Raw genomic sequence first — 15,472 nt, forward strand, 5'->3', positions numbered from 1 at the left:
GGATCCCATCCTTGGTCAGGCAAGGCGCCGGCGAGGGTTAGACCAGCTCGGCCAGCATGGTGTCGGCATAGGGCACCAGGGCGTCGCCCTGTTTCACCTTGGCGAAGTAGTCCGGGTTGGCGATGAGGGGGCGACCGATGGCGACGAGGTCGAAGCGGTCCGCCTCGATGGCCTCGAGCGCGGTCTCTGCGCTGTAGTTGCCGACCCCCACCAGGTGGCCGTCGTAGCGGGCACGCAGGTAGTCGGAGGCGCGGCCGTCCAGGTAGTCGAAGGTGAGGCTGTCATCGAAGATGCCCAAGTGCAGATAGGCCAGAGTGCGCTGGTTCAGCTCGGCCAGCAGGTGGTCGAACACGGCGCGATCCCGGGCATCCCCCTCCAGGTGCACATAGGCGCCGGGGGAGAGACGAAGGCCGGTGCGATCCCCGCCGATGCGGGCGGCGATGGCATCCACCACCTCCAGCGCGAAGCGGCTCATGTTCTCGGGGCTGCCGCCGTAGTTGTCGGTGCGCAGGTTGCTGGCGTGGTGCAGGAACTGATCGATGAGGTAGCCGTTGGCACCGTGGATCTCCACCCCGTCAAAGCCCGCTTCGATGGCGTTGGCGGCGGCCTGGGCGTAATCCTCGACCAGCTGGGCGATTTCGCTCCCGGTCAGGGCGCGCGGCACCTGATAGACCAGCTCGCGCATGCGCGGCACCGTGCCCTCATGGGCGACGGCGGAGGGGGCCAGCACTTCGGCGTGGTGGAAGAAGGGGTGGGAGAGACGGCCCACGTGCCACAGCTGGGCGAAGATCTTGCCGCCGTTGGCATGCACGGCGCTGGTCACTTTCTTCCAGCCGGCGATCTGTTCGGCGCTGTAGAGCCCCGGGGTATTGGGGTAGCCCTGCCCGTCCGGACGGATGATGGTGGCTTCGGAGATGATGAGGCCGATGTCGGCGCGGCGGCCGTAGTAGGCGGCCATCTGTTCGGTGGGCACCAGACCCGGGCCCGCCATGCAGCGGGTGAGGGGGGCCATCATGAAACGGTTCGCGAGGGTGAGGGTGTCGTTGAGGCGATAGGGCTGAAACAGGGTATTCATGATCGTCTGTCCTGAGGGAGTGATTCTTGAACGGGCATTCAAGACGTTTTTTGGTTTGTGTGCAAGTATTTTTTGAGCAAGCATTCAACATGGATTGACGGGGGAGGCTGGGGTAAACTTGCCGCCCTGTTTTTTCCGTCCCGCGGGACCTTGCCACCGGAGACCCCATGCGCAGCGCCGAATACGATCGGGATGCCGTCTTGCGAAACGCCATGGAAGCCTTTCGCGCCAAAGGCTATGCCAAGACCACCATGCAGGAGCTGGTGGCCGCAACCGGCCTGCACCCGGGCAGCCTCTATGCCGCCTTTGGCAACAAGCGCGGCCTGCTGCTGGCGGCGGTCGATCACTATGTGGCAGAGAAGGGGGCCCTGCGCCGCCGCTGCCTGGCACAGCCCAGCCCGCTGGCGGGGCTGCACGCCTACCTCGAGCAGGTGGTGGACGATGCCCTGCAGGGCTCCTGCCTGCTGACCCGCACCCTGATGGAGCTGGCGGAGCAGGATGAGGAGCTGCACCTTCGCTTCAAGGCCATCTACGGCGAGCTGGAACAAGATCTGGCCGGGCAGCTGGCCCTGGCAAAGGCGAAGGGAGAGCTGGCAAAAGAGGGGGACATCCCCACCCTGACCGCCTTCTTGCAGGTCCATATCCAGGGACTGGTCACCTTCGCCCAGTGCCACCCCGACCGCCCTCTGCTGGCCGGTGTCGTCGCCCGGATGATGAGCGCCCTGCGGGCGTGATGGCGAGGATGGAAACAACAAAGGCTCCCGCGGGAGCCTTTGTTGTTGCTGGGAACTCCCCTCGCAGCAGGGATTTTGCCCCCTTCTCCCCTTGCGGGAGCCATGGTTGTTTCTGGGGGAGGTCGCACGCCGCTTGGTTGTTTGTTCCCTTCTCCCCTTGCGGGAGCCATGGCTGTTTCTGGGGGAAGCCACACGCCGCTGGGTTGTTTGCTCCCTTCTCCCACTTATTTACAAAAGAATGGGAGAAGGGCTGGGGATGAGGTGGAGGGCTCGTGCTCAGCGCAAAGAGAGCAAAAGAAGTTTCAGTACGGCCTCCATCCGACTCAACACATCGTTATTCCACACCCGGATCACCCGAAAGCCCTGCTGATTGAGGTAGGCCGTTCTTGCGCCATCATGTTGCCGTCCGGCCGGTTCGTTGTGCTGTGACCCGTCTACCTCGATGATCAACCTCTGCTCAAGAGAGATGAAATCGACAATGTAGGGCCCGATGGGCATCTGGCGACGGAATTTCACCCCGGCCAGACGGCGGTCGCGCAATTGCAGCCACAGCTTCTGTTCGGCAAGGGTGGCTTCTCGCCTCATGCGCTTGGCAAACGGATGGGTTCTCTTGGTGCCTATCCAGAGCTGTTTGACCCTATTAGATATAGCCATTCCCCGGTCTGGTGACTGAGTGGGTGGCGTCCCCTCACCCTGGCCCTCTCCCCAGAGGGAGAGGGGACAGATCGAGTGACAGTTGTCATCTTGTTGGTCATCTCGGGGCCATCGTGGTGTGGTGTGACATTGAACTGATGAATCGACAGGTCGATGTGCTGGTGGGATGTATTCCGCCCTAGCAGACAGGTTGTTTGCGATGCTGCCAGTGGCGCAGATCCGCTCCCTTCTCCCCTTGCGGGAGAAGGGTTGGGGATGAGGGGGGGAGTCACACGCCGTCGGGTTTTTCAGGAGTCACCAGCTCTTTCATCAGATGCTTGAGCCACACCTGGGCCGGCTGCTGCGCATGGTGCTTTGGTATGCCAGCCGCTGCCGCTTAGCCCGGATTCACCAGATCCTTCATCAACGCCTTCAACCAGGTCAACGCCGGTTGCTGGGCGTGGACCGGGTGCCAGACGCAGTTGAGGTGATAGTCCGGCACGTCGTCGGGCAGGGGCAGGCTTTTCAGCGGCCAGTGGCTGGCGAGCAGCTCGGCCACCATGCTGGGCAGTACCAAGAGGTGATCGCTCTGGCTCACGATGGCGGCGGCGGACATATAGCTCTGGCTGTTGACCGAGATGGTGCGGCTATGGCCCAGGCTCTGCAAATAGCGGTCGAGGCTCGCCTCCGAGGTGCCGAGCGGCGAGTGGAACACATGGGGCATCTCGATTAGCTGGTCGAGGGTGATGCGCTCCTCCTCCAGCTCCAGGGTGGCACGCACCAGCCCGGCCAGGGGTTCGGTGAGCCAGGTCTCCTTGCCCAGATACCCCGGCACCTGCATGTACTCGTCAAACCCCAGCACGAGATCTATCTCGCCGCTCGCCAGCTCGGCTTCGGGCAGGGTATCGCGCAGGATGCGGATCTCGATGGTGACGCCGGGGGCCAGCTTCCTGAGGCGCTGGATAAGGGGCGGGATCAGCACGCACTCCACGTAATCCGTGGTGCAGAGTACGAAGCGGCGCTTCGACTGGCGCGGCGCGAACTCGTCCTCCTCCCAGAGCTGCTGCTCCAGCAGCCGCAGCGCCTGCTGCACCCCCAGATGCAGGCGCTGGGCCCGGGGAGTCGGCAACATCCCCTGGGGCGTGCGCACCAGCAGCGGGTCGCCGAGAAAGGCCCGCAACCGGCCGAGGGAGTGGCTCATGGCGGGCTGGCTGATAAAGAGCGATTCGGCGGCGCGGGTCACGCTCCCTTGCGTCATCAGGGCGTCAAAGGCGAGCAGCAGATTGAGGTCGAGCTGGTGCAGTTTCATGGGGGGATTATTCGCCGTGTTTATGGGACAATTAATCCTATTCATTTGATGGATGGGCGCGCAACTTCTTACACTGCGACCCACTCTTATTTTTTTCAGGGTTCCCAGGCAAATCGGGGGCCTCAATCCATGCAAGGAGCCTTGCGATGAGCATCAAGACCATGAACACCACGCCGGCCGCCGACGGCTTCACCATGCCCGCCGAGTGGGCTCACCAGCAGGCCGTCTGGATGATCTGGCCGTTCCGCCCGGACAACTGGCGGGAAGCCGGTCGCTTCGCCCAGGCCACCTTCGCCAAGGTGGCGGATGCCATCGGTGGCGCGACGCCGGTCTTTATGGGGGTGCCGGCCCAGTTTATGGAGCAGGCCCGTGGCATCATGCCCGCCCACGTTACCCTGGTTGAGATGGCCAGCGATGACTGCTGGGCCCGCGACACTGGCCCCACCATCGTCACCAACGCCGCAGGCGAGTGCCGTGGGGTGGATTGGGGCTTCAACGCCTGGGGCGGTCACAAGGGGGGTCTCTACTACCCGTGGAACCAGGATGAAGAGGTCGCTGCCCGGATGCTGGAACAGCACGGCATGGGTCGTTACGACGCGCCGCTCATTCTGGAAGGGGGCTCCATCCATGTGGATGGCGAAGGCACCTGCCTGACCACCGCCGAGTGCCTGCTCAACGAAAACCGCAACCCGCACCTGACCAAAGAGCAGATCGAAGCTCACCTGCGCGACTATCTGGGTGTCACCAGTTTTATCTGGCTGGACGAAGGGGTCTACATGGACGAGACCGACGGCCACATCGACAACATGTGCTGCTTCGTGCGCCCGGGTGAAGTGGCCCTGCACTGGACCGATGATGAGACAGATCCCCAGTACGCCCGCTCCCTGGCCGCCCTCCAGGTGCTGGAAGCGGCGGTCGACGCCAAGGGTCGCAAGCTGAAAGTGTGGAAGCTGCCCCAGCCGGGCCCGCTCTACTGCACAGAGGAAGAGTCTGCCGGCGTCGAGAGCGGCAGCGGTGTGCCGCGCGAGGCAGAAGGCCGTCTGGCCGGTTCCTACGTGAACTTCCTTATCACCAACGATCGCATCGTCTACCCGCTGCTGGATGCCGCCACCGACGGCGAAGCCCAGCGCATTCTGGAAGAGATCTTCCCGGAGCATAAGGTCGTCGGCGTACCGGCCCGCGAGATCCTGCTGGGCGGTGGCAATATCCACTGCATTACCCAGCAAATTCCTTCTGGCAAGTAAGAACCTGTTCCAAGCCAGCCAAGGTTGGTATTCAAAACCCCACGCCGTGGGGTTTTATCTCTTGATAACGTGATGGCCGCAGGCGCCGATGCGGCGATCATCATGACAAACAGTCACCCTTTTACAGGAGATCCCCATGATCGAAGTGACCGAGGTTTCCATTGTCGAGCTGCGTGCTGCGCTCGAATCAGGCCGCACCACCGCGGTCGAACTGGTCGAGGCCTATCAGGCCCGGATCGCCGCCTATGACGGCCCCGAGACACCAACCCGCCTCAATGCCGTCGTGGTGCCCAACCCCGATGCCCTGAAAGAGGCGCAAGCTTCCGATGCGCGCCGCGCCCGTGGGGAAACCCTGGGGCCGCTCGACGGCATCCCCTACACCGCCAAAGACAGCTATCTGGTCAAGGGGCTGACCGCCGCCTCCGGTAGCCCGGCCTTCAAGGATCTGGTGGCCCAGCGCGATGCCTTTACCGTTGAGCGCCTGCGCGCCGCCGGCGCCATCTGCCTTGGCAAGACCAATATGCCGCCCATGGCCAATGGCGGCATGCAGCGCGGCGTCTATGGTCGCGCTGAGAGCCCCTACAACGCCGACTACCTGACCGCGCCCTTTGCCTCCGGCTCCTCCAACGGGGCCGGCACTGCCACCGCCGCCAGCTTCGCCGCCTTCGGTCTGGCGGAAGAGACCTGGTCGAGCGGCCGGGGTCCTGCGTCCAACAACGGCCTGTGTGCCTACACCCCGTCCCGTGGCGTGATTTCGGTGCGCGGCAACTGGCCCCTGACCCCGACCATGGATGTCGTCGTGCCCTACGCCCGCACCATGGCCGATCTGCTGGAAGTGCTCGATGTAGTCGTCGCCGACGATGCCGACACTCGCGGTGATCTGTGGCGCATGCAGCCCTGGGTCAAGCTGCCCAAAGCCTCCGAAGTGCGTCCGGCTTCCTATCTGGAGCTGGCTGCCAAGCCCGATGCCCTCAAAGGCAAGCGCCTCGGTGTGCCGCGCATGTTTATCAACAAGGATGAACTGGCCGGCACCAGCGACAACCCCGGTATCGGCGGCCCGACCGGTCAGCGCATCCATACCCGCGAGACCGTGATCGCCCTCTGGGAAGATGCGCGCAAGGCGCTGGAAGCCGCTGGCGCAGAAGTCATCGAAGTGGACTTCCCGCTGGTCTCCAACTGCGAAGGGGACCGACCCGGCGCGCCGACCGTGTTCAATCGCGGCATCGTGAGCCCGGAGTTTCTCAACGACGAGCTGTGGGAGCTCTCCGGCTGGGCGTTCGACGACTTCCTGCGTGCCAACGGCGATCCCAAGCTCAACAAGCTGGCCGATGTCGATGGGCCGAAGATCTTCCCCCACGATCCGGGCACCCTGCCGAATCGCGAGGGCGATCTGGCGGCGGGCATGGACGAGTACGTCAATATGGCCAAGCGCGGCATCAAGCGCTTTGACGAGATCCCCACAGTGCCGGACGGCCTGCGCGGTCTGGAGAAGACTCGCAAGCTGGATCTCGAGGACTGGATGGACGGGCTCAAGCTCGACGCCGTGCTGTTCCCCACCGTCGCCGACGTCGCCCCGGCTGACGCGGATGTGAATCCGGCCTCCGCCGATATCGCCTGGAGCAACGGCATCTGGGTTGCCAACGGCAACCTCGCCATTCGTCACCTCGGCGTGCCGACCGTCACCGTCCCCATGGGGGTGATGGCCGATATCGGTATGCCGGTGGGGCTGACCTTCGCCGGTCGCGCCTATGATGACAACAACCTGCTGCGCGTCGCCTCGGCCTTCGAGTCCACCGGCAGCAAGCGGATGGTGCCGCCACGTACGCCGCCGTTGGGGTGAGGGTGATTACCAGTAGGACTAGATAGCGCGGATTGTCCGCTCATAACGATAATAAAGCCACTCACTATATGGTGGGTGGTTTTTAATTTTTGAAATTGGTTGTGGGAAAACGATTTATATTATGCACGTTTCTTGAAATATCTTTGATGCATTTTTATTCATGCTTTCTAAGATTATTCTTGGTAAAGTGCATGTGTTATATGGAATGACGTTTTTTAATACCAAGAGTGATAAAAACTTGATGTGGTTGCATCACCACCATGCTTATCGTTTTGATTGCATTCTTTACATAGTAATTGCATATTTGATATGTCATTAAAACCAAAGTTTGACAAAGGTACAATATGGTCATAGTTCGCTACATTATCCAAGTTTAATGTGCCTGAAAGATCTTTGTTACAGAGTACACAGCGTCCTCTATCTCTAAAATAAACGGCTTTTCTAACCCAGCTTGGAATGTTTTTCCTTTTTAGCTTGCCATTTTTCCTTATCAGATCATCTGATTTTGACTCAACAGTATGTTCACGTTCCAAAGCATTTGCCATCATTGTGTTAAACACAAGCATTAACACACGATTTTGAAATAGAACATGGAATACTTCTTTTGATGTATGCTCAATGAGTTGTTCAAAATTTCCATTAAGCCTTAGTTCAAGAAGATAATCATAAATATCATCTTTATCGCATGTCGTGAATTTCTTGTCTCTTTCATGCAGAAAACTTGAGAAGCTTTCGTATTCCAATCCATGAAATGTCAACGCCAGTTCAATAGGCAAAATATCCCATTTTAAATGTTTATTTATTATTGGAAGATGAGCATTGTTTTTTATTAACTGTTGTCGTTCCTCCAAATCTATATCATAGGTGTTATCCCAAGTGACATCATCTATTACAAACTCTAGAAAGTCATGAAAAACAGAGTGCTTTCTAAATGGTTGCAGCATATTTAGTATATTACCATCGCCATGAAAGTTATGAAGGTCACGTAAATATGAGTCTTGCTCCATTAGAATATTTGATATTACGTTACAGAAATAATATGTTTCATAATACTTTACATTGAGCACTTTGTTCTCCTCATATTAATTATTTTTAATAAAGTCGTATTTTAGTTTTATTTGTTAAAGTAGCTTTGGATATATAATCGCGTAGTCTGTACAGATCTAGTTATCACCTGACACCGGCCTCAAACCGGTGTCTTGTTTACGCTACTTTAGTGCGCACTTCCTTCGGTATCAATTTCAGACCCTTTTTGAACATGCTGTAGGGGGTTTGACCCTCCATCATCCTGCCCTGATGTGGCCGCTGGGTGTTGTAGTGATCCAGATAGCTGTCCAGGTCTGTCTGCATCTGCTCCACTGATTCATACCAGATCGTCCTCCCCTTGATACGGAAGTGTTCATCCAGCAGGGTGCGATGTAGCCGCTCGATAAAGCCGTTGCTCTGCGGCCTGCGTACCTTGGTGGTCCGGTGCTCAATCCCCTCCAGTTGCAGGAACAGCTCGTAGGGGTGATGGTCAGGGCGCCCGCAGAACTCGCGCCCATTGTCCGACAGGATGGTATAGACCCGCGCCTCGTGAGCCTCGAAGAACGGCAGGACCGTTTCGTTGAGCACATGGACCGAGGTCACCGGCAGCTTGCTGGTGTAGAGCCGTCCCCAGGCGTGGCGGCTGTAGCAGTCCAGTACGGTTTGCAGATACACCTTGCCCACCCCCTTGAGTGCGCCGACGAAGAAGGTGTCGACCGCCACCAGTTCCCCGGTGTAGTGAACCTCAATTTGGCGTTCGCGAAACTCGGGGCTGAAGCGCTCGAGCAGGCGGATCTGCTCGTCATTGAGCTCAATCGTCTGTTCCCTATGGGTTTTCTCAAGGCGCAACAAGCGGTCATGCTTGGAGAGCAAGTCGTGACGTTGCCACACGCCACGCACACCGCCCGCACTGACGTTGATGCCTTGCAGAGCCAGTTCTTGCGCGACCCGCAGCGGGCCATGGGTTGGTCTGGTGAGGGAGTAATCGAGGATAGCCTGTTCAATCTCGGGAGCGACCCGGTTGGGATGCGCCCCTTTACAGCCGGGGAGTTTGTCGAGCAAGCCCTCAGCCCCATAGGTCTGGTAGTTACGGCGAATCTCGTAGAACTGCTGGCGGCTGTAGCCGATGAGCTTGCAGGCTTTGCTGACATTATTGAGCTCTTTGGCGAGCTCTAGCAGGCTGAGTTTGCGACGTGCTACTTTCTCGTTGGTGGTCATACGGTGACTCCGGATAACACGGTAGGGGTACCGTTTTGTTATCCGGTTTGAAGCCGTATGACCACTCCCTTTTGTGGGCAACTGTCAGGTGAATACCATCTCCATACACGTAGTCTACCTCAAAAGGGCTGTAGATCTGAATGACGAAGTATATTCGGACGATCGCGAATGGGGGCCGAGAAGCCGCTGACATCCGGAGTTTCCTGCCGGTCTTGCTATGACTCGGTACGCGGCGGTATGCGGACGATTACGCTGCGCTAATCGACCCTACATGATGTGGCTTATTGTTACCTCCCCCTCATCCCCGACCCTTCTCCCCTTGTTTGTGATCAAGAGTGGGAGAAGGGAGCAAACAGGCTCCGCTGATTATGCGTTGGCTCTGTGGTGCGGGTGAATATGAGTGGCTTGGTATTGGCACGGGTCATCCCCTCTCCCTCGGGAGAGGGCCAGGGTGAGGGGCCGCTATCTGTGTTGTAGGTTCGAATAGCGAAGCGTATTCGGACGATCGCGAACAGGTAGTGGCCGAGAAGCCACTGATATCCAAAGTATGCTGCCGGTTTTGCCATGATTTGCTGCGTGGCGGTATGCGGACTAATTTTTCATTTCCTTATGTTAGTTATGGTACAACTCTACAAAACAGTGGGTGCTAGAAATATAATAGAGCGTTTTTTCTAAAGTTTTTAATTATTGTTTTCATGTCGATGTCATTACAATTAACCATACATGTAGTATCTTTTTTCTTTTGAAGAAAACCTGGTAAAGGTTCGAATCCCGATACCTTGTAGTAGTCAGGGTTAATATCGGAGTAAAGAATAAATGCTCTTGTTTTAAATTGGTTGCAATACTCTTTTTTACTGCGTCTAATAGTATTCTGGCAAAGCCATTTCGCCTTTTATCAGAAACTGTAGATAGAGACCCTATACCTATGGTTGAAATGTCATAAATGGAAGGTAGTGAATAACATATAATAGAACTTAAAATACAATTGCGTTCTTCAAGAATATACCAAGTTCCTTTTTTATATTTTTCAGAATTATTACAGGAAAACAAATACTTGTTGAGTTCTAATCCATCTCCCCAAGCATCATAACCCATTGTATAGATACTGTTCATATCATCTAACGTAGCGGTTCTGATTACTAGGTCATCAAATCTAAGAAGTGGTAAATTTTCTGCGGGTGTTAAAAAAGACATAAACCACCTTTGATAAATGGGTATTGATAACTAGTTGTAAAAATACAGGTAGGGATGTGGATTAGTGTTCACAATATTATTGCGGTGGCTCGTTTGGGTCAACTTTTGTTTTTTTAAAATTAAAGTGCTGCGTTGTTATGATTTTTTGTGATCTTGTATTATTTAGAGAGGGTGGGGCGGTATTTTGTTCCGATTAGCGGCTTTGTCGGGATATTGATTTCCACTTTTTCCGTCCGAATAAAGATACGGTGAGAGAGATGCCTGCAGATTGCTCTTCATACAAACATGGAGAGAAGAGGCTATTTTCACCATCTTCACCTTGGCTTCACACAACCTCATTTTTTCCTCACAAATCCCCCCTATCTTCTGTCCACTGATAAATGGGCCTGCTTGCCACAGGAGTGGCAAGGGCCAACGAGAGGGGAGCAAGAGGATGAAATCCTGGATCAAATACGGGCTGGTCGGGGCCTTGATACTGGTGGCGAGTTTCTGGGGCGGCAGCGTGCGGGCGGTGCAGATGCCCCTTGGCCAGGATACTGCCGTGCCGGGGCAGCTAACCGCCCAGGTTGCGGTGCTCCCGAAGGAGGCCCATTTCCAGCCCCTGGGGGCTCTGCCATAGGTTGCTGCCGGACGTGGCACCTGAGGGAGTTGATACCGGTCTTTTTAACCAGACCGGGCCGGTGACGTCACGGCACAGTGCGCATCAACACGGGCCGGGCTGGCTAGTGCGCGACATAGTGAGCCTCATGCCAGACCGGGCTGGCTACTGCGCCTGATATTGGGCATCCAGCCAGGCGATGGCCTCTTGGGGGTCGTTGAATGCCTGGATATGGCCCGGGTGAGTGAGGGAGAGGCAGGAGAGGGCGATATGATGGAGCACCTTGGCCGAATAGAGGGAGGCGATGGCCACCAGGTTCTTCTGGGCGAGCCACCCATAAATATCCTGCAGATGGGGCAGGGCGGAGAGCACCACCCCCTGATGCTGGCGATGGTCCACCAGGGCGCAGAAACGCTTACCGTCCAGGCTGTTCACCACGGTCTTTATCTGTGCAATCCACGCCAGCATACCCTCTTCATTGAAAGGGCCGATCAGCTCACAGGTGACCAGGTGTTCCTGCACATTGAAGATGAACTCACCGTGTTTTTTATCAAAGGACATACAACATTCTTATCCATGACCAGGGGCGGCAAGATGATATTGATTCATTCAACCTGCATCAATATCCGAATGAGGGTTTTGGTCATGGCGTCGTATTGCTGCGTTGACGCCGGGGGTAAGGTGCTTGTCCGTGATGGCGATACGAGAACAACAGGCGGCGCCAGTGTATTTCATCCGGATGCCGGGTAGTCCGGTCTGCATCCAGGGTGGCAATGCTCCTGTTTGCCCGGGCCCTTATCCCGGGGTGTCTTGCCCGGAAGGGGGGACTGCCTTGGTGAGGGCGTCGATGGCATTGGGGACGAATCGCTCGGAAAAACCGGCGATAAAGGCCCAGATGACGGCTTTGGCGGCATCCAGATTGGTTGCAGGAGAGGCCAGGGTCAGCAGAGTCTGCAAGGAGACATAGGGGTGCTCCATGTGTTTGAACTTGGGAAACAGGTCCCCCTGGAGCAGGCTGCTGGCAAAGAGCCCGTAGGCGATAAAGCCGAGAATGCCGGAAAAGAGCAGGGAAACATAAAACTGCGTCACGATCACCCGGGGTTGGCTGATGTGGGCGATGGCACCGCTGTCGTGCAGCCTGGCGAGGCGGTAATAGTTGTTGATGACGGCCCCCACCGATCCGGCAAAGAAGATGGCGGTCATGATGTTGGACATGAGGGGGATGGTTTGTAGCAGCAGTACCAGAGCAAGGCCTCCGAAGGAGATGAGGCCGCTGATGGCCAGGTGTTTGTAGTAGCGATCCATGGGTAGCTCCACTTCGGGCACAAGACCCTGTTGAGGATAGTCAGCCTATGGCGAAAATGACCCGAAAAGGCCGGTGAAGCAGTGCCCGGCCTGTGTCTTCTCAGTTGCAGTGCCATTTCATCGGTGGTGTTTCACCGTTTTTGGCGTGGGCAATTGACCTGCTCAGCCAGCCAGCGGCAGGTAGACATGCTGGTAGGCCAGGGCCATGGCGCTGTAGAGCAGCAGGGCGGCCATCAGCAGGTTGAAGTACCTGAACCAGCGAGGATGTTGAAGATGACGTCCGATGAGGCTGCCCGCCATCGAGTAGCTGCCGGGGGCACCGGCGGCCAGCAGGCCGAGCAGCAGGGACCAGGGCAGCAGGCTCCATCCGTGGATCTGGGCCGCCGGGAACTGAATGCTGGTGATGGGCAGGGTGGCGATCATCGCCTTGGGGTTGAGCAGCTGGATGACGAAGCCGCTGCGCACCCCCAGAGGGCGGGTAGGCGCCTCGTTGGCACCGAGCTCGCCGCTGTCGCTGGCGATCTTGATGGCGAGGTAGGTGATATAGAGGCACCCCACCAGGCTGACATAGATCAGGGTATCTTCCCGCACCAGGCGGGTGCCTGCCCAGCCAAAGAGCAGCAGGAGCACGAACATCGCCAAGCCGACCCCGAGGAAGAAGCCAAGGGAGGCGCGGGTGCGGCCACCCAGGCCTGCATTGAGGCCGATGAGGTTGACGGGGCCAGGGGTATACATGATGCCGATGGCATAGGCGAGAAGTTCAATCATGGGGTGTTCCTTGGGCTCAGCGGATCAGGCTGGCGCTGTATTGGGTGGGGGTCATGCCATAGATGCGCTTGAAGCGACGGTTGAGGTGACTGAGATCGGTGAAACCGTAGCGGTACACCAGATCCTGCGCCGACTCTCCGGCGGCCAGGGCGCGCCGTGCGGCATTGATGCGGCAGTTGATCACGTATTGATGGGGTGTGATGCCAAGCTGTTGGCGAAACAGCCGCAGGAAGTGGTACTTGGAGATGTTGGCCGCCGCGCTGATGTCGGCCAGGGAGATATCCTGCTGGAAGTGGGCGTGGATAAAGTCCCTGGCCTGCAACAGGAGGCGATCGATGCGGCTCACCCGGCCATTGGGCTCAAAACGTCCCGCCTGCTGCATCACCCGGGTGGCGAGGCGATAGAGGGCAAACTCCTGCTCTATGCTGTCGGCCTGGCCGCGCACCGCCTGGGCCAGCTCGAGGATGCAGGCGCTCAGCGCCTCATCGCGCACCAGGGGCTTCAACAACCGATAGGTCCCCATTGCCCGCTCGCCCGCGGCATCGGCAAACAGCGGGGTGAGTTCGTGGGGCGGAATGTAGAGCATGGTGTAGTCGAGGCTGGCGTTGTCACCGGCATGACCGTCGTGGACATCCCCGGGATTGAACTGGATGACGCTGCCTGCCGGGCTGGAGTGGGCTCCGCCGTGGCAGAAGAAGTTCTGCCGCCCGGCCAGAGTGACCCCGAAGGAGTACTCCTCGTGGGCGTGACGGTCGTAGCGAAATTCCGTCATGTTGACCCGCAGTGCAGTCAGGCTCGCCAGGTGCTGACTGTGTGCGAATATGAACTGGTTGTCCTGCGCCATCTTTCCCTCCTGTACCAGACTGCCCCCCTAATCTAGCCCCAAGGGTGTGCCTCTCGCTTGGACAATCTTGCTGTTTGCCGGCCCGCCTGCGCCCCGCACCGAGAAAAACGGTGCAGCCGATGGCTGGCTGCGCCGGCTGGCCCGTCAGCGAAAGCGAAACAGCTCCCGGTGCAGCGGGGTGGCCAGATGGGCATCCAGGGTGTGGGCCATGGGCTCGGGGCCGCAGAACCACACCGGGGTGTGCTGGCGCTCGCCCAGGGCGGCGAGATCCAGTCGGCCGCGCTCGGACTCCAGATGCAGCCGGTAGTCGATCCCGACCCGGCGGCACAGATCGGCCAGCCGACTGTGATAGGGGGCGGCCTCGGCGCTGGGAGCGCATTGCAGCAAGGTGGTGCCGGGGCGTTGTTCACCACGGCGTACCAGGGCCTCCAGCCAGGCGACGAAGGGGGTGATGCCGATACCGGCGCCGACCCAGAGCGCGGGGGCCGGATCCGGCAGGGCGAAGGCGCCATAGGGGCCGGTCACGATCACCGCATTCCCCACCTTGAGGTGGCGGTGCAGCCAGCGGGTGTGATCCCCGAGGGCGCGCACCGCCAGGGTCAGGGTGCGGCAGTCTGCCGAGACATTGACCAGGGTGTAGGGGTGGGGCTCGCCGCGCCCGGCAAAGTCGAAGAAGGCGAACTGCCCCGGGCGATAGCCGTGCAGGGGCGCGGTGAGGCCAATCCGGATCTCCAGGGTGCGCTCGTCCAGAGGAGTGAGGGCGCTGACCGCCCCTTGGCGGCGTGCGTCCCGTCCCACCCGGCCAAACAGGGAGTAGAGCGCCCCCAGAGCACCCAGCCCGCCGCCGATAAGCAGGGTCAGGCCGACCGGGGTCAGGGCGCCGATGCGCGGCAGCAGGCAGAGCCCGTGCAGCCAGCCCATCAGATAGATGACCGGGGCCAGCCGGTGAACCACCTTGAAGCGCTCGTAGCGCACCACCGCCAGCAGGCTTACCACCACCAGCGCCAGCAGCAGATAAAAACTCCATTCCCCCAGGGTATTGCCGAGGCTGTGCCAGAGGGCATCGTTGCCAGCACCAGCACCAGCACCAGCACCAGCACCAGCACCAGCACCAGCTCCGCGGCGCGCCGGCCGGGTCAGCCAGTCGGCGGCGACAGCCCACTTGGGGGCTTCCACCAGCAGCCAGTGGGCCACCAGGGTGCCGGTGGCCCAGAGGGCGCTGCTGCGGTGCAGGTGCAACATGCGATCCAGCCCGCCGCACCAGGCTTCGAGCCTGGGCAGGCGCAGGGCGAGCAGCAAAGAGAGGGTCATGGCGCCAAGGCCAATCAGGCCGGTCAGGATCAGCAGCTCGTGGCGCCAGGGCCAGACGCTGGCGGGCCACTGGGTGAGGCCAGCGAGCCAGAGCAGGGTGAGGGTCAGGGGCAGGGCCCAGACGAGGGATGCGGGTTTCATGATGTCCTCCTTGTCCATGCCTCCATTGCACGCCTGCTTTGTGGCGAAAGTGTGCCCCCTGACTACCTCTTTTGTAGCAGAGTGTGGCAAAGGGTCGCCGGGTCAGGGCAAGCGGACTGAGGAGGAGGGCGCGGAGCAGAACAGGGGGGCAGGAAAGCGGTTGGCGTCACCCCACAGGCCTGGGTCTGGAGAGGGGTGATGCTGGGGCAGGCGCATGGCTGTCCCAGCAAAC

At 58.9% G+C, this 15,472-nt stretch carries 15 protein-coding genes; 4 read left to right on the forward strand and 11 right to left on the reverse strand.

The window, feature by feature from the left end:
- Positions 1-37 precede the first annotated feature (37 nt).
- Complete coding sequence (locus C2U47_RS14125) at positions 38-1,075, reverse strand: alkene reductase (RefSeq protein WP_049635918.1); 1,038 nt, start codon at positions 1,073-1,075, stop codon at positions 38-40.
- 167 nt (positions 1,076-1,242) lie between these two features.
- On the opposite strand from C2U47_RS14125, the gene C2U47_RS14130 reads away from it, so the two are divergent.
- Positions 1,243-1,809, forward strand: coding sequence for a TetR/AcrR family transcriptional regulator (locus C2U47_RS14130; protein ID WP_049635917.1), 567 nt, complete (start codon positions 1,243-1,245; stop codon positions 1,807-1,809).
- 276 nt (positions 1,810-2,085) lie between these two features.
- Here C2U47_RS14130 and C2U47_RS14135 read toward each other — a convergent pair whose 3' ends face one another.
- Positions 2,086-2,463 carry an endonuclease domain-containing protein gene (locus C2U47_RS14135; protein WP_080988541.1) on the reverse strand — a complete coding sequence of 126 codons (378 nt, stop codon included), beginning with the start codon at positions 2,461-2,463 and terminating at the stop codon, positions 2,086-2,088.
- 376 nt (positions 2,464-2,839) lie between these two features.
- A complete protein-coding gene (locus C2U47_RS14140) occupies positions 2,840-3,751 on the reverse strand; it encodes a LysR family transcriptional regulator (RefSeq protein ID WP_049635915.1) in 912 nt (303 codons plus the stop codon).
- Between the two features lie 146 nt (positions 3,752-3,897).
- On the opposite strand from C2U47_RS14140, the gene aguA reads away from it, so the two are divergent.
- Positions 3,898-4,995, forward strand: coding sequence for an agmatine deiminase (gene aguA, locus C2U47_RS14145; RefSeq protein ID WP_049635914.1), 1,098 nt, complete (start codon positions 3,898-3,900; stop codon positions 4,993-4,995).
- A gap of 136 nt (positions 4,996-5,131) precedes the next feature.
- Positions 5,132-6,835, forward strand: a complete 1,704-nt coding sequence (locus C2U47_RS14150) for an amidase (RefSeq protein WP_045523418.1) — start codon at positions 5,132-5,134, stop codon at positions 6,833-6,835.
- Between the two features lie 215 nt (positions 6,836-7,050).
- Here the strand turns inward: C2U47_RS14150 and C2U47_RS14155 are convergent, their stop codons facing one another.
- From C2U47_RS14155 to C2U47_RS22930, 3 genes are all read right to left on the reverse strand, one after another.
- Positions 7,051-7,902 carry an HNH endonuclease gene (locus C2U47_RS14155; protein ID WP_080988540.1) on the reverse strand — a complete coding sequence of 284 codons (852 nt, stop codon included), beginning with the start codon at positions 7,900-7,902 and terminating at the stop codon, positions 7,051-7,053.
- A gap of 136 nt (positions 7,903-8,038) precedes the next feature.
- A complete protein-coding gene (locus C2U47_RS14160; protein ID WP_052815317.1) occupies positions 8,039-9,079 on the reverse strand; it encodes an IS481-like element ISAs19 family transposase in 1,041 nt (346 codons plus the stop codon).
- 693 nt (positions 9,080-9,772) lie between these two features.
- Entirely contained in the window at positions 9,773-10,273 is a 501-nt protein-coding gene (locus C2U47_RS22930) for a hypothetical protein (RefSeq protein ID WP_125117098.1), read from the reverse strand.
- Between the two features lie 433 nt (positions 10,274-10,706).
- On the opposite strand from C2U47_RS22930, the gene C2U47_RS23320 reads away from it, so the two are divergent.
- Positions 10,707-10,892, forward strand: a complete 186-nt coding sequence (locus C2U47_RS23320) for a hypothetical protein (protein WP_045523422.1) — start codon at positions 10,707-10,709, stop codon at positions 10,890-10,892.
- A 144-nt stretch (positions 10,893-11,036) separates the two neighbouring features.
- On the opposite strand, the gene C2U47_RS14170 is transcribed toward C2U47_RS23320, so the two are convergent.
- From C2U47_RS14170 to C2U47_RS14190, 5 genes are all read right to left on the reverse strand, one after another.
- Entirely contained in the window at positions 11,037-11,432 is a 396-nt protein-coding gene (locus C2U47_RS14170) for a hypothetical protein (protein ID WP_045523424.1), read from the reverse strand.
- Positions 11,433-11,666: 234 nt separating this feature from the next.
- A complete protein-coding gene (locus C2U47_RS14175; protein WP_049637034.1) occupies positions 11,667-12,176 on the reverse strand; it encodes a hypothetical protein in 510 nt (169 codons plus the stop codon).
- Positions 12,177-12,338: 162 nt separating this feature from the next.
- Entirely contained in the window at positions 12,339-12,944 is a 606-nt protein-coding gene (locus tag C2U47_RS14180) for a LysE family translocator (RefSeq protein ID WP_069784923.1), read from the reverse strand.
- A 16-nt stretch (positions 12,945-12,960) separates the two neighbouring features.
- Positions 12,961-13,788, reverse strand: coding sequence for an AraC family transcriptional regulator (locus tag C2U47_RS14185; RefSeq protein WP_069784922.1), 828 nt, complete (start codon positions 13,786-13,788; stop codon positions 12,961-12,963).
- Positions 13,789-13,932: 144 nt separating this feature from the next.
- On the reverse strand, positions 13,933-15,258 hold the full coding sequence (locus C2U47_RS14190) for a ferric reductase-like transmembrane domain-containing protein (protein WP_103261703.1): 1,326 nt from the start codon (positions 15,256-15,258) through the stop codon (positions 13,933-13,935).
- Positions 15,259-15,472: the final 214 nt, after the last annotated feature.

Origin of the sequence: Aeromonas sp. ASNIH7 (assembly GCF_002903485.1) — a bacterium.
Lineage (GTDB): Bacteria > Pseudomonadota > Gammaproteobacteria > Enterobacterales > Aeromonadaceae > Aeromonas > Aeromonas caviae.